This window comes from Cupriavidus sp. 05T41 (genome assembly GCF_056396525.1).
In genome coordinates this window covers 18,218-37,968 of sequence record NZ_JBFTLQ010000035.1, presented here as the reverse complement: position 1 = coordinate 37,968, position 19,751 = coordinate 18,218, and the positions used below count along the sequence as shown (strand labels likewise).

18 protein-coding genes and 1 pseudogene are annotated in these 19,751 nt (G+C 65.1%); 14 read left to right on the top strand and 5 right to left on the bottom strand.

Annotated features, from left to right (window positions below; all coding sequences use genetic code 11):
* Window positions 1–17: 17 nt before the first annotated feature.
* Genes AC1DKV_RS20910 through AC1DKV_RS20900 form a run of 3 tightly spaced genes read right to left on the bottom strand, consistent with a single transcriptional unit; the run spans window position 18 to window position 2,255 of the window.
* The gene (locus AC1DKV_RS20910; RefSeq protein ID WP_441619973.1) at window positions 18–605 is read right to left on the bottom strand and encodes an FAD-dependent monooxygenase; all 588 of its coding nucleotides are present in this window, start codon (window positions 603–605) and stop codon (window positions 18–20) included.
* Window positions 556–1,107, bottom strand: a complete 552-nt coding sequence (locus AC1DKV_RS20905) for a Rossmann-fold NAD(P)-binding domain-containing protein (RefSeq protein WP_441619974.1) — start codon at window positions 1,105–1,107, stop codon at window positions 556–558. The genes AC1DKV_RS20910 and AC1DKV_RS20905 overlap by 50 nt, the downstream gene beginning before the upstream one ends.
* Window positions 1,108–1,109: 2 nt before the next feature.
* Window positions 1,110–2,255 (bottom strand): AraC family transcriptional regulator, encoded by a 1,146-nt coding sequence (locus AC1DKV_RS20900; protein ID WP_441619976.1) that lies wholly within the window; start codon window positions 2,253–2,255, stop codon window positions 1,110–1,112.
* A 336-nt stretch (window positions 2,256–2,591) separates the two neighbouring features.
* Between AC1DKV_RS20900 and AC1DKV_RS20895 the strand changes: the two genes are divergently transcribed.
* The 3 genes and pseudogenes from AC1DKV_RS20895 to AC1DKV_RS20885 all read left to right on the top strand — a co-directional run bounded on the left by AC1DKV_RS20895 (window position 2,592) and on the right by AC1DKV_RS20885 (window position 6,662).
* Window positions 2,592–3,866 (top strand): Zn-dependent hydrolase, encoded by a 1,275-nt coding sequence (locus tag AC1DKV_RS20895; protein ID WP_441619978.1) that lies wholly within the window; start codon window positions 2,592–2,594, stop codon window positions 3,864–3,866.
* Between the two features lie 23 nt (window positions 3,867–3,889).
* The gene (locus AC1DKV_RS20890; RefSeq protein ID WP_441619980.1) at window positions 3,890–5,113 is read left to right on the top strand and encodes a diaminopropionate ammonia-lyase; all 1,224 of its coding nucleotides are present in this window, start codon (window positions 3,890–3,892) and stop codon (window positions 5,111–5,113) included.
* Window positions 5,114–5,217: 104 nt separating this feature from the next.
* Window positions 5,218–6,662 (top strand): annotated as a pseudogene (locus AC1DKV_RS20885) (APC family permease).
* 30 nt (window positions 6,663–6,692) lie between these two features.
* Here the strand turns inward: AC1DKV_RS20885 and AC1DKV_RS20880 are convergent.
* A complete protein-coding gene (locus AC1DKV_RS20880; RefSeq protein WP_441619982.1) occupies window positions 6,693–7,163 on the bottom strand; it encodes an Lrp/AsnC family transcriptional regulator in 471 nt (156 codons plus the stop codon).
* Window positions 7,164–7,341: 178 nt separating this feature from the next.
* On the opposite strand from AC1DKV_RS20880, the gene AC1DKV_RS20875 reads away from it, so the two are divergent.
* On the top strand, window positions 7,342–8,517 hold the full coding sequence (locus AC1DKV_RS20875) for a M20 aminoacylase family protein (RefSeq protein WP_441619984.1): 1,176 nt from the start codon (window positions 7,342–7,344) through the stop codon (window positions 8,515–8,517).
* A 128-nt stretch (window positions 8,518–8,645) separates the two neighbouring features.
* On the opposite strand, the gene AC1DKV_RS20870 is transcribed toward AC1DKV_RS20875, so the two are convergent.
* Window positions 8,646–9,002 (bottom strand): hypothetical protein, encoded by a 357-nt coding sequence (locus tag AC1DKV_RS20870; protein ID WP_441619986.1) that lies wholly within the window; start codon window positions 9,000–9,002, stop codon window positions 8,646–8,648.
* 330 nt (window positions 9,003–9,332) lie between these two features.
* Between AC1DKV_RS20870 and AC1DKV_RS20865 the strand changes: the two genes are divergently transcribed.
* The 10 genes from AC1DKV_RS20865 to AC1DKV_RS20820 all read left to right on the top strand — a co-directional run bounded on the left by AC1DKV_RS20865 (window position 9,333) and on the right by AC1DKV_RS20820 (window position 19,580).
* Entirely contained in the window at window positions 9,333–10,901 is a 1,569-nt protein-coding gene (locus tag AC1DKV_RS20865; protein WP_441619988.1) for a ShlB/FhaC/HecB family hemolysin secretion/activation protein, read from the top strand.
* An 86-nt stretch (window positions 10,902–10,987) separates the two neighbouring features.
* Window positions 10,988–12,757 carry a DUF2341 domain-containing protein gene (locus AC1DKV_RS20860; protein ID WP_441619990.1) on the top strand — a complete coding sequence of 590 codons (1,770 nt, stop codon included), beginning with the start codon at window positions 10,988–10,990 and terminating at the stop codon, window positions 12,755–12,757.
* Window positions 12,758–12,772: 15 nt separating this feature from the next.
* Entirely contained in the window at window positions 12,773–13,183 is a 411-nt protein-coding gene (locus tag AC1DKV_RS20855; RefSeq protein ID WP_441619992.1) for an ExbD/TolR family protein, read from the top strand.
* A gap of 12 nt (window positions 13,184–13,195) precedes the next feature.
* A complete protein-coding gene (locus AC1DKV_RS20850) occupies window positions 13,196–13,900 on the top strand; it encodes an energy transducer TonB family protein (protein ID WP_477116346.1) in 705 nt (234 codons plus the stop codon).
* A gap of 41 nt (window positions 13,901–13,941) precedes the next feature.
* On the top strand, window positions 13,942–15,711 hold the full coding sequence (locus tag AC1DKV_RS20845) for a putative porin (RefSeq protein WP_441619996.1): 1,770 nt from the start codon (window positions 13,942–13,944) through the stop codon (window positions 15,709–15,711).
* A gap of 10 nt (window positions 15,712–15,721) precedes the next feature.
* Entirely contained in the window at window positions 15,722–16,462 is a 741-nt protein-coding gene (locus AC1DKV_RS20840) for a hypothetical protein (RefSeq protein WP_441619998.1), read from the top strand.
* 40 nt (window positions 16,463–16,502) lie between these two features.
* The gene (locus tag AC1DKV_RS20835) at window positions 16,503–17,081 is read left to right on the top strand and encodes a YbjN domain-containing protein (RefSeq protein WP_441620000.1); all 579 of its coding nucleotides are present in this window, start codon (window positions 16,503–16,505) and stop codon (window positions 17,079–17,081) included.
* 330 nt (window positions 17,082–17,411) lie between these two features.
* On the top strand, window positions 17,412–17,996 hold the full coding sequence (locus AC1DKV_RS20830) for a secretin and TonB N-terminal domain-containing protein (RefSeq protein ID WP_441620002.1): 585 nt from the start codon (window positions 17,412–17,414) through the stop codon (window positions 17,994–17,996).
* The gene (locus AC1DKV_RS20825; protein WP_441620004.1) at window positions 17,993–18,505 is read left to right on the top strand and encodes an RNA polymerase sigma factor; all 513 of its coding nucleotides are present in this window, start codon (window positions 17,993–17,995) and stop codon (window positions 18,503–18,505) included. The genes AC1DKV_RS20830 and AC1DKV_RS20825 overlap by 4 nt, the downstream gene beginning before the upstream one ends.
* Before the next feature lie 91 nt (window positions 18,506–18,596).
* Window positions 18,597–19,580 (top strand): FecR family protein, encoded by a 984-nt coding sequence (locus AC1DKV_RS20820; protein ID WP_441620006.1) that lies wholly within the window; start codon window positions 18,597–18,599, stop codon window positions 19,578–19,580.
* Window positions 19,581–19,751: the final 171 nt, after the last annotated feature.

The following is a 19,751-nucleotide window of genomic DNA, read 5'->3' as shown; positions in this document are numbered from 1 at the left end:
GCGGCTGTACCCCTCTGTCAGACGCACTGCGCCGAGGGCAATTGACTGCGTAGCGCATCCATCCGCGCGTAGAATTCGTCCACCGGCCGCTGTGCGGTGCGCCGCATCGTCTCGTTGCGCGCCCCCAGGATGGCCGCGTCTTCCTGTGCCCCGGCCTCGCCGACTTTACGCGAGGTGTCCTGCACAAACTTGCATAGGGGATAGCGTGCCTCACCGAAGGCTCGCAGCGTGGCCTCCACGTCGACGTCGCGCGACAGCATCTCCGCCAGCAGCACCGCATCTTCGAGTGCCATCGCGCCGCCTTGTCCCATGAAGGGTGTTGAGGCGTGCGCAGCGTCACCGATCATGATTACACGGCCACGGTGCCAGGGCAGCGGGGCAGCGACCTCCTCCACGGCGGTGTAGAGCACTTCGGCGTCGGCAGAGAGCGCGTCCAGGAACTGGCGCGCCGGGCCGCCGAACTCCGCAAAACGGGCTTGCATCAGCGCCGGCCAATCGGTCCGCTCATACCATTGCCCGGCGGGCTCAGGCAGCGTGCCGAACAAGTACAGTTGGTCATCGCTGATCGGCATGATGCCGAGCCGCTTGCCGGTACCCATCATCATGATTTTTTCGAGGAGGTCCTTCGGTCGCCTGTGCACGCTGCGCCAGACGCCGAGTCCGGTATAGACCTTCCAGCGGGCCTGCGACCAGGCGGCGGATCTCCGAGCGAATGCCTTCCGCCCCGACCACAAGATCGTATTGGCCCGAGGTGCCATCGGAGAGTGCAACGGTGACGTGCTCTGCCGTTTTCTGGTCGATCCGGACAGCGGTGGTGCCCAAGCGGATATCGACGCGCAGCGCATCGAGTCGGCTAGCGAAGATGCGGTGCATTTCGGCCCGGCGAATACCGACGATCGGCGCAATGTCCGGATGACGGGACGGATAGAAAGTTTCGGTGATCGGTTGGCCGCGCTCGTCCAGGTAGATATTCCGGCCATCGGCAATGGCAAAGCCACTCGACACGATCTCCGGCAGTACCCCGAGGCTGCCGAGCGCCGCAAGTCCGTTGTGATAGATAAAGATGCCGGAACTTTGGAATCGCCATTCCTGCTGCTTCTCTAGCATCGTCACCCGCACACCAGCCTGTGCCAGTGCATCCGAGAAAGCATTCTCACGCGCGTTCCAACGCTGGATTGGCGTATCGCCCACCCAATATCGGCGCGACGCATCGGCGCCCTGACGCCTCCGCGCGGCCACACGCTGCAGATCCGGACGATCAGTGCCCGAATCCGGCGTTCCGGAGGTTGAGCACAGCATGGCCACCGCCCAATAATTCCCCTCAATCGCCCTCGCTGGCAAACAAGGAGGTGGCATTGCTGGGCATAGCCCGTCGCTTCGGCGACCTCGGCGATCCGTACATGCGGCTGGCGCAGCCGTTCGGCGGCCAGGTTCATGCGAAATGCACTCAGGTACTGCATCGGCGGCACGCCCAGCAGCGCACAAAAGCGCTCGGCGAACACCGTGCGCGACAGGTATGCCACGGCGGCGAGCTGGCCGATGCTCCAGTCCTGTTGCGGCGCCTCGTGCATGGCCGCAACCGCACGCGCAATGCCGGGGTCGTCGAGGACGTTCGGCGTGCCCTGGCGCGCGGCGGCGGGCGTGCGCAGATACTCGCCCAGGATATGCACGAGCAGCAGGTCGCCCATGCGTGCCGCGGACAATTGCCAGCCCGGACGCTGAGACAGCGAGTCCTGCACCAGCAGTTCCATCGTGTTTGCCAGCGTGTGCGCCAGCGGAAGCTCGTCGGCACGCAGCACGATCAGCGTTGGCAATTCCGCTGGGATAGCGCCCACGTCAAGCGTGGGCATCCACAGGTGAAGGGAGAACAGTTGCGTGGGTGGGACGTCCGCGGTGCCCGTGCCGTCTGCGCCATATGTCAGTTCGATCGGATGGCCGCCATGGCGGCCGATCATGTGCGCCTTCAGCAGATCGGCGAAGGGCATGACGCCATCACCGGGGTCCCGTTTCGATGACACCGTATGCGGCGTGCCGCGCGGCAGCATGACGATATCGCGCGGACCAATCTCGACAGGCGTGCCACTATCGGCGCAGATCCAGTACCCGTGCCCGGTACACATGCGGATCAGCGCGCCCTCGGTGCCGGCCGAGTACAACGCCCACGGTGCGTGGAGCCGGAAACTTGCCGTCACGGCGCGTTCGGCCTTGCATGCGGAAAGGATACGGCTCAGGACGTCATGCGGTCCGGGATTCATCGTCGGGAGAATGGGGCGCGAGGGATGTGGGATTCTAGCTCAGCGTATTCGATGACCGACTGCGGTCATTGGCGGTTGCCGACCCCTTTTGCGTCATTCGCCGTGCTTCCTACCGATGGCCGAAATGAGCGGCGAAGCGGCCAGAGACCTGCCGCTACGCGCCCTTGAGCCTTTCAGCAGAGCATCACTGCGATTTGCTTCCCAACTACGCAAGGTTGTTGCGTATGGGTCTGGCAAAGTGGGACGCTGTTGCGCAGCAACGCTCTAACATTGCAGACATTCCGGTGCGCCCAGTGGCCCGCTGGACAACGAATGTCATGGGATTGGAGACGTTGAATGTCTAACACCACCACACCGAAGCCGCGCCGCCTTCACCTTGATGGTGCCACATTGCTGCGCCAGCTAAAGGAACTCGGGGAAATTGGCGCCGACAGCGAGGCTGGTGGTCGGACTCGCATCGCACTTACCGACGACGAGAAGGCGGGACGGGACCTGGTTGCCCGCTGGATGCACGAACTGGCACTGGAGGTCGTCGTAGACCGTATCGGCAACGTGTTTGGTGTCCTTCGTTCGCCAACCGATGACGGCGCCCAGACTCCGCTGATGATGGGCTCGCACATCGACAGCGTGACGAATGCCGGCGCCCTGGATGGCTGCTACGGCGTGCTGGCGGGCCTGGCCGTGGCGCGGGCCTATCGGCAATCCGGCGTCGCACCGGCCCGCACCATCCTGATTGGTGCCTTCACCAATGAGGAAGGCATCCGCTATCAGCCGGACATGATGGGGTCGCTCGTCTACGCAGGCGGCCTTTCGGTCGACGAGGCATTGAACACCATTGGCACGGACGGCACGCGCCTCGGCGACGAGCTGGTGCGCATCGGCTATGCCGGCAACCTGGAGCCGGGTGCCATCGTCCCACACGAATACGTCGAGCTCCACATCGAGCAGGGCCCCATTCTGGAAGCGGAAGGTATCCAGATTGGCGTGGTCGAAAGCCTGCAAGGCATCTCATGGCAGCAGGTGACCATCCAGGGCAATGCCAACCACGCCGGCACGACGCCGACGCACCTAAGGCACGACGCCAGATTCGTGGCGGCATCCATGGTGACGTTCCTGCGCGAACTGGCGCGCGACTCTGGTGGCACAACACTGGCAACCGCGGGCTGCCTGAGCGTCCAACCGAACGTCATCAACGTTATCCCGCGCCGCGCCACGATCACAGTAGACCTCCGCGACGCGGACGAGGAGCGCTTGAAGCTGGCCGAGCAGCGCTTCGCCGAATTCCTCGAAAAGGTGGCCCAACAGGAGGGTGTAAAAGTCACCACCGAGCGGTTGGCACGCTTTGAACCTGTCGCCTTCGATGCCAGCCTCGTGGATTGCATCGAAGCTTCGGCAAACCGCTTTGGCTTGACTCACCGGCGCATGACTTCCGGCGCCGGCCACGACGCTCAGATGATCGCCCGCATCGCGCCTGCAGCGATGATTTTCGTGCCTAGCAAGGGTGGCATCAGCCATAACCCGCGCGAGCACACCGACGACGATCAGCTTGTTATGGGTGCTGAAGTACTGCTCGACGTCGTGCTCAATCGCCTCGGCCAAGCTCAGGCCTGAACTTCCATCCCATCGGAGTACCTATGCTGACCAAGAATTCGCATGCCCGCCGGACCGCGTATCCCGCCGAGCTCAAAGACATCATGAGCATCGAGCAAGCCGAGCGCAGCCGCACCTGGCTCTCTCGCTGGGACCAACTGAACGCCGGCCCCACGCCGCTGCGCGACCTCCCCAAGCTTGCCGCCAGCCTGAACATCGCCCAATTGAGCGCGAAGGACGAATCGGTTCGCTCGCCGCTGGGCAGCTTCAAGGCGCTGGGTGCGCCGATTGCCCTGGTTCGGCTGATTCTCCGCATCTACCCAGAGCGGCACCTGGAGCCGCTGGCGCTGATTGACGGAAAGTATGCAGACCTGCTGAAGGACTTCACGGTCATCAGTGCGACTGATGGCAACCACGGTCGCGCCCTCGCGTCTGCGGCCAGGTCCTTCGGCTGCCAATGCGTGATTGTGCTGCACGCCAATGTCAGCCAGGAGCGCGAAGATGCCATCGCGGCATACGGCGCAACCATCGTGCGAATCGCTGGCAACTACGATGAATCCGTCGAAGAAGCGGCCCGTCTGGCTGCAGCCAACCACTGGACTGTCGTCTCCGACACCTCCTACGAGGGCTACCTGGACATCCCGCGTGACGTGATGCAGGGATACGGCGCCATCGCCGCAGAAATCATGACGCAGGCAGGAGTCGCGCCTGGCCAGCCGTCCCCATACTCGCATGTCTTCCTGCAGGGCGGTGTGGGCGGACTGGCCGCCGGCATTGCCAGCTATTTCTGGGAGTTCTTTGGCGCGAGTCGTCCCACGTTTGTTGTCGTCGAGCCCGTTCAGGCTGATTGCCTGTATCAAAGCGCGCTGCAAGGCAAGGCGGCTAACGCCACCGGCTCGGTCGACTCCGTGATGGCGGGCCTGGCCTGTGGCGAGACGTCGCCTCTCGCGTGGCGTTTCCTCGAGCACAGCGTGGATGTCTTCATGACGATTTCCGACGACGATGCGGTCACGGCAATGCACCAGCTCGCTGGGAAGCAGACCGGTGACATGCCAGTCGTCGCCGGTGAATCTGGTGCCGCAGGCTTGGCCGGCCTGGCCGTCCTTCGCGCGAATGCAGCGCTATCCGTAGAGGCAGGACTCGACGCAACCTCACGCGTCCTGCTCATCAATACCGAAGGCGCTACGGCGCCATCCGTCTACCAGCAACTGGTGGGCGAGTCGCATGAATCGGTGCTCGCACGCCAGGCCGCCTGGCTCGCGCGCTGATTCGGTCGATACCCTACACATCACCCACTAAGAAGCGCACACCGCGGCGATGAGGCTCTCCTCATCGTCGGGGATACGTGCGTCCATACGAAATGGAGACAGCAATGAGTTCGACACAGAAGCGCAGTATTGGGCCGATTGCCCTGATGTTCACAGGGCTCGGGTCCATCATCGGCTCCGGCTGGCTGTTCGGTGCTTGGCACACGGCGAAGATCGCCGGACCTGCCGCTATCCTGGCCTGGGTCATCGGCGCTGTGGTCATCCGATTGAGGCCATCGCCTCGGTGCAATACATGGCTTCATGGCCATACCCATGGGCGCAGGGGCTCATGACCGAAGGCGAGCTAACGATGCCTGGCCTGGTTGCCAGCGCTGCGCTCGTTATCGTCTACTTCCTGCTCAACTACTGGGGTGTCAAGCTCTTCGTGAAGACGAACTCGGCCATCACGGTCTTCAAGATTGCCGTTCCGGCGTTAACGGTTGTCGGCTTGGTCTGGGGGGGCTTCCATACCGAGAACTTTGCCATTGGCACCAGCGCGGCATTTGCGCCCTATGGATGGTCGGCGGTCCTGACAGCGGTAGCCACGAGCGGTATCGTCTTCAGTTTCAACGGCTTCCAGAGTCCTGTGAGCCTGGCTGGCGAGGCCCGCGACCCAGCACGTAGCATCCCCTTTGCTGTGGTCGGTTCGATTCTTGTGGCGTTGTTTATCTATGCGCTGCTGCAAGTCGCCTTTATTGGAGCGGTGAGCCCGGCCAGCATCCGCGAGGGGTGGTCGCATCTGAACTTCACGTCTCCGTTTGCCGAACTGGCCTTGGCGTTGAACCTGAACTGGCTGGCCATGGTGCTGTACGTGGATGCCTTCATCAGCCCGTCGGGAACCGGCGCAATTTACACGGCAACGACGGCCCGGATGATCCATGCCATGGAGCGCAACGACACCATGCCCCGGCTCTTTGGCAACACCCATCCCATCTTTGGCGTGCCGCGCGAAGCCATGTGGTTCAACCTGGCGGTGTCCTTCATCTTCCTGTTCTTCTTCCGCGGTTGGGGTGCCCTGGCCGCCGTGATTTCAGTTGCGGTCGTCATCTCGTTCCTTTCCGGCCCCGTCAGTCTGATGTCGCTGCGAGAACATGCCAATGACATACATAGGCCGCTGCATACCCGGGGTATGTCGCCGATTGCGCCCTTTGCGTTCGTCTGTGCCACCTTGGTCCTCTACTGGGCGCGGTGGCCCCTGACCGGCCAGGTCATCGTCCTGATGGTCGCAGCCTTGCCGCTATACCTCTATTACCAGGCAAAGGCCGGATGGCGTGGCTTCGGCGAGGAATTGCGCTCGGCCTGGTGGCTTATCTTGTATCTGCCTGCAATTGCGCTGCTTTCGTACCTGGGCGGCCAGGAATTCGGCGGGCAGGGAGTCATCCCCGCAGGCTGGGACATGTTGGTCGTTGCCGCAATTGGCCTGGTCTTCTACCGCTGGGGCGTTCGAAGCGGCCGCCGAACCGCTTACTTGTCGGAAAGCAGCGCGGCAGAGTCGAGGGAGTTCGCCTAGAAATGCGGCGGGTTCGCCCGCCGCATTTCCCTAGGATTCAATGGCTACGCCAAGACTTACCTTCGCCCGCTGCATGGCCACGTGTGTCTGGAAGCTTTTGACGTTGCCGGAGACAAAAAAGAGCTCACGCGTGAGCCGCTCGTACTCTGTCATGTCGGCGACAGCCAGAACCAGCAGGAAATCGAAGTCCCCCGTGACGTAGTAGACCTGCTGGACCTGCGGACAGTCGACGAAGCGCTTCTTCACCTCGTCAAGAAGGTCCAGGCGCTCACTTTCGAGTTTCACTTGGACCAGCACTGTAATGGGCTTACCCACCCTTGCCGGGTCGACCACCGAGGTGTTCGCCATGATGACTCCGTCAGCCTCCAGCGCGGCAATGCGACGATTCACCGCTGATGGCGACAGGTTTACCGCATCGGCGAGTTCGCGTTGTGACAGCCTGTTGTTCGTCTGAAGTAGCTGCAAGAGCTTTCGATCGTATGCATCTAGTTGCAAAGCCATGAGTTCTTTCCTGGACGAATCTGACGTGGCGCAATTTTCGCCCTAATAATAGCTGTGATCGACGCCAAATCTTACCCTTCAACGCAAGTACGTTTCATTTTGCCCGACAAGAACGCTGGAATCTTGCGGGGCAGCGCTCGTAAGATGCAACGGTCCCCCGATCGCAAAGAACATTCCCATGTACGCTGATAAAGACCTTCTCGACCTGCTCATGTCATGGCGACACGAGCTTCACCGACATCCGGAGACGGGCTTCGAGGAGCTGAGAACCTCGGACTTTGTCGCAGAGCTGCTCAGCGGCATGGGGATGGAGGTGCATCGCGGTATAGGTGGCACCGGCCTGGTCGCGAACTTAAAGGCGGGAGGCGGTCAGGGTGTCATTGGGCTTCGCGCCGACATGGATGCGCTGGCCATTCACGAGAATGCTCCGGAGCGTGCGCACGCGTCGAAGACCGAAGGAAAAATGCATGCGTGCGGCCACGACGGCCACATGGCGATGATTCTTGGCGCCGCCAAGTTGCTCAGTGAGCGTCGGAACTTCAATGGGACGGTGCGCTTCATCTTCCAGCCTGCCGAGGAACATGGCCGCGGTGCAAAGGCGATGATGCAGGATGGCCTGTTCGATCGTTTCCCGGTCGAGGCGATCTACGGTGCGCACAATATGCCGGGCCTGGCGGCCGGCAACATCGCAACGCGTGCAGGCGGCATCATGGCCAGCGAAGACAATTTCGTGATTCATGTGAAAGGGCACGGCACGCATGCGGCCAGGCCGCATATGGGTGTCGACCCCATCGTGATCGGCTCGGAAATCGTGCTCGCGCTGCAAACCATCGTTGCGCGCAATGTCGACCCCAGCCTGCCAGCGGTGATTTCGTGCACCGAGTTCATCACAGACGGCATTCGCAATGCCATTCCGACGAATGTCATTATCAAGGGCGATACGCGAAGCTACACGCCTGCGGTCCAGTCTTTGCTCGAAACCCGCATGCGGGAAATCAGCGAGGGTATTTGCCGCATGCACGGTGCGACATGCACATTCGAGTACACCCACGAGTTTGCGCCGACTGTTAATTGGGAACAGTGCGTGCCAGTTGCAATGGAAGCGGCGAGAAATATTGTCGGCGAGGACCGCGTGAACGGTGCGGTCGATCCGATGATGATTTCCGAAGATTTCGGCGCATTCTTGCAGGTGGTGCCCGGCGCTTTCGTTTTCATCGGTAATGGCGAGTCGGGGATGGCGGGAGGTGTACCGCTGCACAACAGTCGCTACGATTTCAACGATGATGTTCTGACCGTCGGCGCCAGGTATTTCGCTGAGGTTGCGCGACTCGCATTGCCCGCAAGAGGTTCGTAGTCGCTCCTGCGTTGGAACGACGACGTTTTTTGCTCATGTAGTTCGTGCGATCTGAGGCGGTTCCGCCCCGGAAACGGTCGTTGTTCCTCGTCAAACGTCCTCTGCGACCCAGGCCAGTCCTCGGATCCCTACTTCAGTGGGGCGGGTGTCGGCACCGCGGGCATCCCGTGGGTGTTGCCGGCTGGCCGCTGCGGCAACACAGAACTGCCGAAGGTGTTGCCCATCCGGTGTTCCGTTGCGGCGCGGTTATATAGGCCGAGTTGGTTGGACGGACGCTTTGCGATGGACTCCGAGCCGAGCTGCCGCTGTTCGGCCGTGTCATTGCGTGGGGGCATCAGTTCCTGCGTCAGGCAGGAATAAGATGGCGCGCGCTCGCCGTTGACTTCAACCTCAACACAGGCCCGCCTGGGCGGGCTGGCCGGCATATCGGCCCATGCCTGGCTACCGGCGAATACCATCGCCATCACCGCAATCCGCTTCCACATAGCCTCTCCATTCTGACGCACGCATGTCTGCCGTCAGTGTCGTGCCACGTCCCGAGTCCGAACATGAAGTTTCCGTGACAAACGACATATCTGCCAATTACTGACCGTCTAGGCATCTGTGCGTAACGCTGACATGAGGACTGGTGATCATGTTTCGCGGCGTGATGCCCCCAGTAGTGCTGTCCTTGGTCGGGACCATGGCACGCGGGGCTAGCAATCGATACAAGAAGGCCGAGTCAACTCATGCGAGTCAGGAAGAAGAAGGGCGCGTCGCCGCCATGGCAGGCAGTGTGCGCGGCGGTAATTGGACTGGGGACACAGGGTGTGGCAATGGCGCAGCCCGACGGGGCGAAGCCCGGTGCAGCCGCCGCCGTGCAGGCGGAAAGCAGAGCCGACGTTCAGCCGGAGCGCCGTGTCGACGTCAGTGAATACGTGGTGCGCGGCAATACCGTGCTGGACGTGCGCACGATCGAACGCGCGGTAACGCCGTATCTGGGGCCGTCGCGCGCGCTGAAGGACATCGAGTCCGCACGCGACGCGCTGCTGGCCGCGTATCAGGCCAAGGGCTATCAGTCCGTCTACGTGGATCTGCCCGAGCAGCAGGTCACCGGTGGCGTGGTCTATCTGCAGGTGAGCGAAACCCGCGTGGGCAGGGTGCGCGTGGTGGGTACCGAGTACCAGTCGCCGCGCGAGGTGCGCGAGCAGGTGCCGGCGCTGGCCGAAGGCGCGGTGCCCGATTTCACGCTGGCCCAGGCGCAGCTGACCGAGCTGAACCGGGGCGGCAAGCGGCAGGTCATGCCGCTGGTGAAGCAGGGCGCGCTGCCGGGCACCATGGACGTGGATCTCAAGGTCGAGGACAGCAGTCCCTGGCGCGGCAGTATCGGCGTGAACAACGACTACAGCGCCGATACCAGGGAATTGCGCGCGCTGGCGTCCATCGGCCATGACAACCTCTGGCAGCTGGGGCACAGTGCCTCGCTGAGCTTCTTCGGCTCGCCGCAGGACCTGAACCAGACGCAGGTGTGGTCGGGCTCGTACCTGGCGCCGATTCGCGGCACCAACTGGGGCGCCGAGGTGTCGGGCTACCTGTCCGACAGCAACGTCGCCACCACGGGCGGAACCAACGTGCTGGGCAAGGGCCACTCGATCGGGGTACGCGGTACCTACACTGTGCCGAACACCGGCGACTGGTATCACGCGCTGAGCCTAGGTGTCGACTTCAAGGACAACAAGGAAGTCACGCGGCTCGGCAACGCCGGCGACACCGTGCCGCTCAAGTACGCACCGATCACGCTGTCCTATTCCGGCTTCACGCAGACCACGCGCGGCCAGTATGGCCTGAACGTGGCGATGGTGGCCGGTACGCGCAGCTTCCTGGGCTACGGCAGCGACTGGAAGGAATTCGACTACAAGCGCTACAAGGCATCGCCCAGCTTCCTGCTGCTCAAGGGCGATACCAACGGCACCTACAGCTTCGCGGGCAACGCGCAGCTTGCCTGGCGGCTGGCCGGGCAGATCACCGATTCGCCGCTGGTCTCCAGCGAGCAGATTGCCGCCGGCGGCATGAATTCGGTGCGCGGCTACCTGTCGGCCGAAAGCACGGGCGACTACGGTGTGGTGGGCTCGGTCGAACTGCGCACGCCGCCGCTGGACTTGTTCGGCGGCACCGTGGAGGACTGGCGCGTCTATGCGTTTGCCGATGCCGGGCAGTTGCGCCTGCGCGATCCGCTGCCCGAGCAGGAAAGCCGCTTCTCGCTGGCGTCGGTGGGCCTGGGTACGAGCTTCCGGCTGGCGCGCTACGTCAACGGCCGGCTCGACCTGGGCTTCCCGCTCAAGAACGGCCAGCGCACCGAACGCTACGACCCGCGCCTGAACTTCAGCGTGATCGCCACCTATTGATCGCCAATTGATTCCGTGGCGCGGCCGGCGGTCGGCGCCACCCCCAAACACAGCATTCCGAAGAAAGCCAACGGAGAACCATTGTCATGCGACGTTCCCTCTTCCTGCTGCTCGCCCTGGCGAGCACGCTCCTGCCGAATCTGGCCCATGCCTGGTGGCAGCCAGACTGGGCCTATCGCAAGCCGGTGACCATCGACGCCGGTCCGCAAGGCGGCAATATCGGCGGCGACGCCGGCCGCACGCCGGTGCTGCTGCGGCTGCATACGGGCAATTTCAGCTTCGAGGGCGTGAGCGACACCGGTGCCGATCTCCGCTTCGTGGCCGCAGACGACAAGACCGTGCTGAATCATCAGGTCGAGCAGTTCGATCCGCTGCTCGGCATCGCGCTGGTGTGGGTGGATGTGCCCGCCGTGTCCGCCGGTGCGGCCAATGGCAAGCAGCAGTTCTGGATGTACTACGGCAACCCGAAGGCGCCCGCATCGGGCAACGGCCAGCGCGTGTTCGATCCGGACTTCACGCTGGTCTATCACTTCGCCGAGGGCAGCGTCCCGGCGCGCGACAGCACGGCGTACGGCAACAACAGCCAGACGGCCGTGGTCAGCATCGATGGCACGGTCATCGGTAAGGGCGCGCAATTGGGTAACGCCTCGCTGGCGCTGCCGGCATCGCCGTCGCTGGCGGTGCAGGCAGGCGGCACGTTCGCGTTCTCGGCGTGGGTACGTCCCGACCAGCTCGGCGCACAGCAACTGATCTACGCCCGCCGCGATGGCGCCGGCGAACTGCTGATTGGCGTGGACCAGGGCGTGCCGTTCGTGCAGGTCAACGGCCAGCGCAGCAATCCGGGGCAACCGGTGCAGGCCGGCCAGTGGTCGCATGTGGCGGTGAATGCCGATGGCAAGACGGTGACGCTGTTCGTGGGTGGCCGGGCTGCCGCCTCGCTCCCGGCCGCGCTGCCGGCGCTGAATTCGCCAGCCTTTATCGGTGCCGACAGCGAAGGCGCGCATGGCTTGCCGGGTGCGATCGACGAAGTGCGCGTGTCGAAGGTGGCACGTCCCGCTGCCATGCTGCTGGCCGATGCGGTGTCGCAGGGCGCCGATTCGCGTCTGACGGCGTTCGGCCCGGACGAGCAGCAGGCCGGCAAGAGCCATTTCGGCTACATCCTCGCCGCCATGCCGCTGGACGCCTGGGTCGTCGTGGGCCTGCTGGGCCTGATGATGGCCGCCTCGTGGACCATCATGATCACCAAGGGCCGCGCCTTCGGTGCCAACGCCCGCGCCAACGTGGCCTTCATGGCGCAGTTCCGCGAAGCCTCGCGCGTATCGCTCGATCACCTGGCCAAGACGGGCCGCGTCACGGCCGACGTCAAGCAGCATTCGTCGCTGTGGCGTCTCTATGAAATAGCCGTGGACGAGCTGCACCGGCGTCACCAGATGGGCTACGACACCAGCGCCGTGGGGGCCGCCACGATCGGCGCCATCCGCGCATCGATGGATGGCGTGATGGTGCGCGAGAGCGAACGCATGGCAAGCCGCATGAACTGGCTGTCCACCACGATCGAGGGCGCGCCTTATGTGGGCCTGTTCGGTACGGTGATCGGCATCATGCTGGTGTTCGTGGTGGCGGCCATGGCCGGCGCGGTGGACATCAACTCGGTGGCACCGGGCATGGCGGCGGCGCTGCTGTGTACGGCTGCCGGCCTGGGCGTGGCCATTCCCGCGCTGTTCGGCTACAACTGGCTGGCCTCGCGCTCGGACGCCATCGCCGCCGACATGGCCGTGTTCGTGGACGAATTCGCCACGCGCCTGGCCGAAGAGCAGGGCGAGGGCCGTCACGCGCCCGTCCTGCAACGCGCCTGAAGCGGAGCCGCGATCATGGCAAACGCAAACAGGTTCGGTGTGCGCAAGCGCAGCGGCGGCATCAATATCACGCCGTTCGTCGACGTGCTGCTGGTGGTGCTCGTGATCTTCATCCTGACCAGCAACGCCAGCATTCCGGGCATCAAGGTGGATCTGCCGAAGGCCAGCGCGTCGGTGGCGCTGGAAAAACCGAAAACCAAGGCCATCACGATCGACAACGCCGGCCAGGTGTTCCTGGACGCCTATCCGGTGTCGCTGCCCGAGCTCGAAGAGCGGCTGCGTACCGAGAAGGCGCTGACGCCGGACTTTCCGGTGATCGTGCGCGGCGATGCGTCGGTGCAGTACGCCAGGGTGGTGGAGGTGCTCGACCTGCTGCGCCGGATCGATCTCAACCAGATCGGTCTGGTGACCGGCAAGCCGGCCTGAGGAGCGATGAGCGTGAACCGTCACGAACCCTCGCTGGCACCCGGCGGCCGTGCCGCGCTGCTGTGGCGGCGTTGGGGCGGGTTTGGCGCTGGTGCACTGGTGCTCGGTGCGGTGGTGCTGCTGTTCTGGCATCTGCTGTCGGACACCGCCGCCACGCGGCGCGAGGTGCCCGGCACGCCGATGCTGGTGTTGCCCCCGCCGCCCCCGCCGCCGCCCGAACCGGAAAAATTGCCCGAACCCGAGCCCGTCAAGCCCGAGGTGGTGGAGCCCGAGCCGAAGCCCGCCGAGCCCACCGAGGCCCCGCAGGATGACGCCCCGCCCAGCCCGTCTCAGGACCTGGGGCAGGCCGTCACCATCGACGGCGCCGCCCAGGCCGGCAACGATGCGTTCGGCATCCAGGCCGGCGGCGGTGGCGGCATGACGGGCAGCGGCGGCGGCCTGGGCAGCCGCTCGTACTCGGCCTATGTCTCCGGCGCCCTGCAGCAGGCATTCGTGCGCGACAAACGCACGCGCCAGCTGGCGTTCGACGACATCCGCATCGAAATCTGGCTCGACACGGATGGCCGTGTCACCCGCGTGCAACTGGTGGGCGGCTCGGGCAATGCCGACTCCGACGACGCGGTACTGGCCATGGTCCGTGATTTCCGTGCCGACGAGAAGCCGCCTGCATCGCTGCGCTTCCCGATGCGGCTGTCCATCAAGGGGCGGCGGCCGTAGCGCATGTCTGCCTTCATCCCAACAGCATCCTGAAAAGAACGATGAAACCATTCGCTCACTCCCCGCGCCATGCGGTGCGTGCCAATGTACTGGCGCTGGCTGTCGCAATGGCCTGCCTGGCCACGGCTGGCACTGCCCATGCGCAGGACGCCGCGCCGTCCGAAAGCGCCATGATCAAGCTGATCCGTGGCCTGATCCAGAGCGGCGCGCTGGACAAGAACACCGGCGAGGCGCTGCTGGCCCAGGCCCAGACCGAAGCCATGGCCACGCAACTGGTGCAGCGTCCCGCGCCCGCCGCGGGCGTGGCAGCCGGTGCCGCCGCAGGGTCCGTTGCGACTGCGGCCGTACCCGGCGAAGTCCGCGTGCCGTATATCCCCGAAACCGTGCGCGACCAGATCCGCGACGAGGTCAAGGGCGAGGTCATGGCCCAGGCCAAGGCCGAAGGCTGGGCCGCGCCGAACGAAACACCGGAATGGACCAAGCGGATCCGCGTGGAGGGCGACGTGCGCCTGCGCAACGAGTCGCGCTTCTACTCGGGTGGCAACAGCGATATCCAGATCGACTGGGCCGCCATCAATTCGGGCAACGGCTTCGACGTCAACCCGAACACCAACCTGTCGCTGCCGCCGCTGCTCAATACGCGCCAGAACCGGCCGAACCAGTGGCGCGCCCGCGCCCGCCTGGGCGTGCTGGCCGACGTGACGGACAGCGTGAAGGCCGGCGTGCGCCTTGCCACGGGCAATGACAACAGCCCGGTCTCCACCAACCAGACGCTGGGCGGCGGCCTGGCCAAGAAGGATGTGTGGCTCGACCAGGCATGGCTGTCGTACCAGCCGACGCAGTGGATGAAGCTGACGGGCGGCCGCTTCGGCAATCCGTTCGTCTCCACCGACACGCTGTTCTCGTACGACCTGAACTTCGACGGTATCGCCGCGCAGTTCGACAAGACATTGCCGAACCGCGACGTGACGCTGTTCGGCACGCTGGGCTTCATCCCGCTGGAGTACTCGAAGGACAACGCGCCGTCGAACAGCCAGGACAAGATGTCGAGCGAGACCAAGTACCTGCTGGGCGCGCAGTTCGGCGCTGACTGGAAGGTAAACAACGAGAACCGCCTGCGTGGCGCGCTGGCGTACTACGACTTCCACAACGTCACCGGCCGGGTGTCGTCGCCGTGCGCGCTGTACGCGGGCGCTGATGGCTGCAACACGGACTGGACGCGTCCGGCCTTCATGCAGAAGGGCAACACGCTGATGCTGTTGCGCAATATCGCGCTCAACCCGCTGGACCCGGCCAACACGCCGCAACCGCAGTACGTCGGCCTGGCCTCGAAGTTCCAGCTGATGGACGTGAACCTGCGCTGGGATACGAAGGTGGCCGGCTACGGGCTGCGTCTGGACGGCAACTACATCCGCAACCTTGCCTATGACGAAGGCGCGATGTGGGCGCGGGCCAATGGCGGCATCGTCAACAACTTCGGCGGCAGCGGCGGCACCAGCCGTGAAGACTTCAAGAGCGGCGGCAATGCCTACATGTTCCAGGCCACGTTCGGCAAGCCGACGCCTGCGGCACGCGGCGACTGGAACGTGCTGGCCGGCTACAAGCGCATCGAGCCCGATGCGATGCCAGACGGCTACAACGACTCGACGTTCCACGGTGGCGGCACCAATGCGCGCGGCTACTACCTGGGCGGCTCGTATGCGCTGGACAGGAACGCATGGGTGACTGGCCGCTGGATTTCCACCAAGGAAGTCTTCGGCCCGCCGCTGGCCATCGACACGCTGCAGTTCGAATTCAATGCGCGCTTCTGAGGAGGATGACGTGTTCCCAACCCCCTTCCGCCGTATCCGGGGCCTGCTGCCGCTGCTCGCACTGGTGGCAGGCAGCGCCTACGCGCAACAGGCGCCCAGCATGGAAGAGCGCCTGCGCAACCAGCTGCGCATCACGACCACGCAGTTGCAGCAGGCGCAGAACGAACTGGCGATGCTGAAGGCCGGCCAGCCCCCCGCCGCTGCCAGTGGTGGCGGCGGTGGTGGCGACGTGGCGGCCATGCGCAAGGAACTAGACGCCGCCCGCGCACAGCTTGCGGCCGAGCGTGGCGCACGCGAGCAGCTGGCCGGCAGCGCGCGCCAGGCCCAGCTGCAGACGCAGGGCGTGGTCGAGAAGGCCAGCAGCCAGATCGCCCAGTATCGCCAGGCCTATGACGAACTGCTGCGCATGGCACGGGGCCTGGAGGCCGAGCGCCGCAACCTCGTGGCCGAGGCCGGCGCGCGACAGGCGGCGCTCAAGCGTTGCGAGAGCGCCAATACCCGCCTCTACAGCGTGGGGCAGGACATCCTGCATGCGTACGAGACCGTGGACATGACCACCGTGCTGGCCGCGCGTCAGCCGTTCGCGGCGCAAAGCCGTGTGCGCTACGAACAGATCGCCCAGGACTACGGCGACAAGCTTTACGAGGGGCGTTTCGATGTCCGCGCCGTGGAGCCGTCCGCCGAAGCGCCGGCGCAACCCGCGGCTGCTACCGCCGCCGTGCCGTCCGACGCCGCCCCCAAACAGCAGTAACCCCGATTCCCCGAACCTGATCCGCGAACAAGGAGTACCCATGACCGAAGCCACCCCCCTCGACGCCGCGCCAGAGACCACGTCCGCCGATAGCGCAACGCCCGCGTTGCTGACCCATGTCACCGCCGGGCAGGTGGCCGACGCCATCCGCAATGCCGGCTGCGCCGTGAACCTCGCGGAGGAAGACGGCACCGCGCGCCTGCACAGCGCCAGCCATGGCGTGGGCTTCCAGGTGCTGTGGGGCAATCGCGTAAGCAACGTGCAGTATCTCGACTTCACGCTGAGCTGCCCGCTGCGCGTGGAAGGCGGCCAGCTTCCCGATGCGTTGCTGAACGAATGGCACCGCAGCCGCCGCTTTGCGCGCATCGCCTCCCACGGTGATTTCCTCGTGCTCGAGATGGACGTGATGGTCACCGGCGGCGTGACCGAGGCTTACCTGTCGGTGGCCATGCAGGTCTGGATCCAGGTGATGGGCCAGTTCTTCCTGCATCTGCGCAACTACCGTGCGCAGGCCCGGCAGGATGACGTCAACCCGGCGGCCACCCCGGAGGCATCCGCTGCATCCGCTGCATCCGCTGAATCTGCCATTGCCACTGCCACTGCCATTGCCGAGGCTTGAGGCACCGAACGCTTTCCATTCATTGTGACCCGATGAGGCGGCACGCCGGGGATCCCTTCGGCGCGCCGTTCTCTTTTTTGTCATGGCGATGTCACGCAACCTTCATACGCTCTGCAGCGGTGTTGCGCCGGCAGGTCCGGCCGCATCCACAGGCTCTGACCGGACACCACACCCTGCACCTGACCGGCCCGCACCCAATGAACAGGTCATTCGATCTTCATGGCATGTCTGCCAGCCTCCATCCGCGCGCACGCAAGGTCGGGGCGCGTCGCGGCCATCGCGCTCGCAGCCAGCCTGGCGTGGCCATGCGTGGCCCGTGGCGAGACTGGCATGGCCTTTGACCTGCCGGCGCAGCCGTTGAAATCGGCGCTCGCACGCTACGACGCACAGACCAGTGTGTCGGTGTTCTTCCCGTCCGAACTGGCCGATGGACGCTGGTCGCATGCGGTGCAAGGTGCGATGCCCCCTGCGCAGGCGCTGCACCGGTTGCTGGAAGGCACGGGCCTGACGGCCCGCGCCACGGCTGGCGACGCCTTCGTGCTGACCCCCACGGGCGAGACGCCGGCCACCGCCGATGCGCAAGGTGCCGCAGTGCCCCGCCAACCCTATGACGCGCTGGTGCAGTCGCGGGTACGGCAGACGCTGTGCGCGCGGCCCGCGCTGGCGCTGGGCACCTACCGGCTTGCGTTGTCCGTGCGCCTCGACCGCGCCGGCCGCGTGCAGCGCGCGCGTTTGCTGGACAGCACGGGCGACACCCGTCGCGATGCCGCGATTGTCGATGCGCTGCGCCAGACCGATATCGGCCGCGCGCCTGAGCATCCCGAGAACCCTTTCGTGCTGCTGGTGCGGCCCGTGGCATGCCCCCCGGGCGAGACCTGCGCCAAGCCTTGCGATGCGCCACGGAGCGTTCAGTGAGCGAGACCATCCGCACCAGCCTGCGCGACCTGCTGACGCAACGCTACGACGATCTCAAGCGGCGCCTGACGTGGCGGTTGGGCTCGGCGGAGCTGGCCAGCGATGCCCTGCACGACACCTGGGTGCATCTGGAAGACCGCAACGATGCCAATGGCCCGGTGGCCAGCCCGGCGGCCTACCTGATGCGCATGGCCACGAACCTGGCGCTGGACCGCCTGCAGCGCGACCGTCGCTTCATGAGCGCGGAAGAGTTGGACACGCTGATGCTGGAGATTGCCGATCCGGCGCCGGGACCGGCGCAGACGGTGGCGGCGCGCGGCGAGGTGCAGGCGCTGGCCAGGCTGATCGAGAAAATGCCGCCGCGCCGGCGTGCGATCTTCCTGGCGGTGCGCGTCGATGAACTGTCGAACCAGGAGGCGGCGGTGCGCTTTGGCGTGTCCGCCCGGTTGATCGGTCTCGAACTGAAGCGGGCGCACGAGTACTGCGTCGCGCACATGGACCAGGCATGAGCGAAGAAATCGTGCCGATCCGGCGTGCCAGAACCGTCTTGATGTCATGCGAGCTTGCTCGGCAACATCGCCTGACGCCATGACTCCCACCATGAACCGCCTGCTCCAACGGCCACGCCGCCTTACCCGGATCGAACGCCAGGCCATGCGCTGGGTGCGGCGCATCAGTGCCGGCCCGATGACCCATCGCGACGGCGACGCGCTGCGCCAGTGGTGCCGGGCCAATCCCGCCCATGCGGCCGCATTTGCCACGGCGCAACGCCAATGGCAGCTGCTGGCGCAGGGCGGTGAAGCGCTGCTTGCAGAGAAGCCGCTGGCGTCGCGCCCGGAGATCCAGGCGTCGCCCGTGCAGTGGCAGCGCCGTGCTTTCCTGGGTGGCGCCGTGGGTGCCGTCGCCGCTACGACGGCCGCGATGATCTATCCGCCGCTGGGGCTGTGGCCGTCCGCGCGCGAGATGCGTGCCGACTATCGCACCGTGGCCGGCGAACAGCGGCATCTGGCACTCGGCGACGACGTCGGCGTCGAACTGAATACGCGCACCAGCATCGCGCTACGCCAGCGTGGCCGGGTGGCGGGCATCGACCTGATTGCGGGCGAAACGGCGATCGACATGGCCGACGCCCGGCTGCCGTTCGCGGTTTCGGCCGGTGCCGGCCGTGCGGTGGGCGCGCGGGCGCGCTTCGAGGTGCGCCACGTCGCCGGGCAGGTCTGCGTGACCTGCGTGCAGGGGCTGGTACAGGTGGCGCACCCGTCCGGCTCGGTGACGCTGACCGCGCGGCAGCAGGTGTCCTATGACGACCGCAAGCTGGCGCGCGTGGTCAACCTCGACGCCGCGCGCATGCCGGCCTGGCGCGAAGGCTTCCTGCGGTTTGCGGAGACTCCGCTCGGGGACGTGGTGAACGAAATCAATCGCTACCGCACCGGCAAGCTGGTGCTGATGGCCAGCCAGCTGGCCACGCGTCCGGTGACCGGGCGTTTCCAGCTCGATGCGCTCGACAAGGCCATTGCGCAGATCCAGCATTCGTTTGGCCTGAGCGCACGCCACCTGCCCGGCGGCGTGGTGCTGCTGTCTTGATTCCGTCGCGGTCCTGTCACCAAATCTTCAAGGAAATCATTGCCGATCCGCACGGGCAAAAGGGTCTAGTTCCCAGGAGCATCGGCGGCATGGGCCGCCGATGGCAATGACGACAGGGCCGCGACGCGGCGCGTGAACGACGACGCGCACTGGCCCGCAAACTTGCTTGAC

Bases quoted from the DNA above. Each gene is read 5' to 3' on its own strand.
- AC1DKV_RS20870 (WP_441619986.1), bottom strand. From the start codon at position 9,002: ATGTGGAAGCGGATTGCGGTGATGGCGATGGTATTCGCCGGTAGCCAG.
- AC1DKV_RS20890 (WP_441619980.1), top strand. From the start codon at position 3,890: ATGCTGACCAAGAATTCGCATGCCCGCCGGACCGCGTATCCCGCCGAG.
- AC1DKV_RS20905 (WP_441619974.1), bottom strand. From the start codon at position 1,107: ATGCTAGAGAAGCAGCAGGAATGGCGATTCCAAAGTTCCGGCATCTTT.
- AC1DKV_RS20895 (WP_441619978.1), top strand. From the start codon at position 2,592: ATGTCTAACACCACCACACCGAAGCCGCGCCGCCTTCACCTTGATGGT.
- AC1DKV_RS20845 (WP_441619996.1), top strand. From the start codon at position 13,942: ATGAAACCATTCGCTCACTCCCCGCGCCATGCGGTGCGTGCCAATGTA.
- AC1DKV_RS20860 (WP_441619990.1), top strand. From the start codon at position 10,988: ATGCGACGTTCCCTCTTCCTGCTGCTCGCCCTGGCGAGCACGCTCCTG.
- AC1DKV_RS20820 (WP_441620006.1), top strand. From the start codon at position 18,597: ATGAACCGCCTGCTCCAACGGCCACGCCGCCTTACCCGGATCGAACGC.
- AC1DKV_RS20835 (WP_441620000.1), top strand. From the start codon at position 16,503: ATGACCGAAGCCACCCCCCTCGACGCCGCGCCAGAGACCACGTCCGCC.
- AC1DKV_RS20880 (WP_441619982.1), bottom strand. From the start codon at position 7,163: ATGGCTTTGCAACTAGATGCATACGATCGAAAGCTCTTGCAGCTACTT.
- AC1DKV_RS20865 (WP_441619988.1), top strand. From the start codon at position 9,333: ATGGCGCAGCCCGACGGGGCGAAGCCCGGTGCAGCCGCCGCCGTGCAG.
- AC1DKV_RS20910 (WP_441619973.1), bottom strand. From the start codon at position 605: ATGATGATGGGTACCGGCAAGCGGCTCGGCATCATGCCGATCAGCGAT.
- AC1DKV_RS20855 (WP_441619992.1), top strand. From the start codon at position 12,773: ATGGCAAACGCAAACAGGTTCGGTGTGCGCAAGCGCAGCGGCGGCATC.
- AC1DKV_RS20900 (WP_441619976.1), bottom strand. From the start codon at position 2,255: ATGAATCCCGGACCGCATGACGTCCTGAGCCGTATCCTTTCCGCATGC.
- AC1DKV_RS20875 (WP_441619984.1), top strand. From the start codon at position 7,342: ATGTACGCTGATAAAGACCTTCTCGACCTGCTCATGTCATGGCGACAC.
- AC1DKV_RS20830 (WP_441620002.1), top strand. From the start codon at position 17,412: ATGGCCTTTGACCTGCCGGCGCAGCCGTTGAAATCGGCGCTCGCACGC.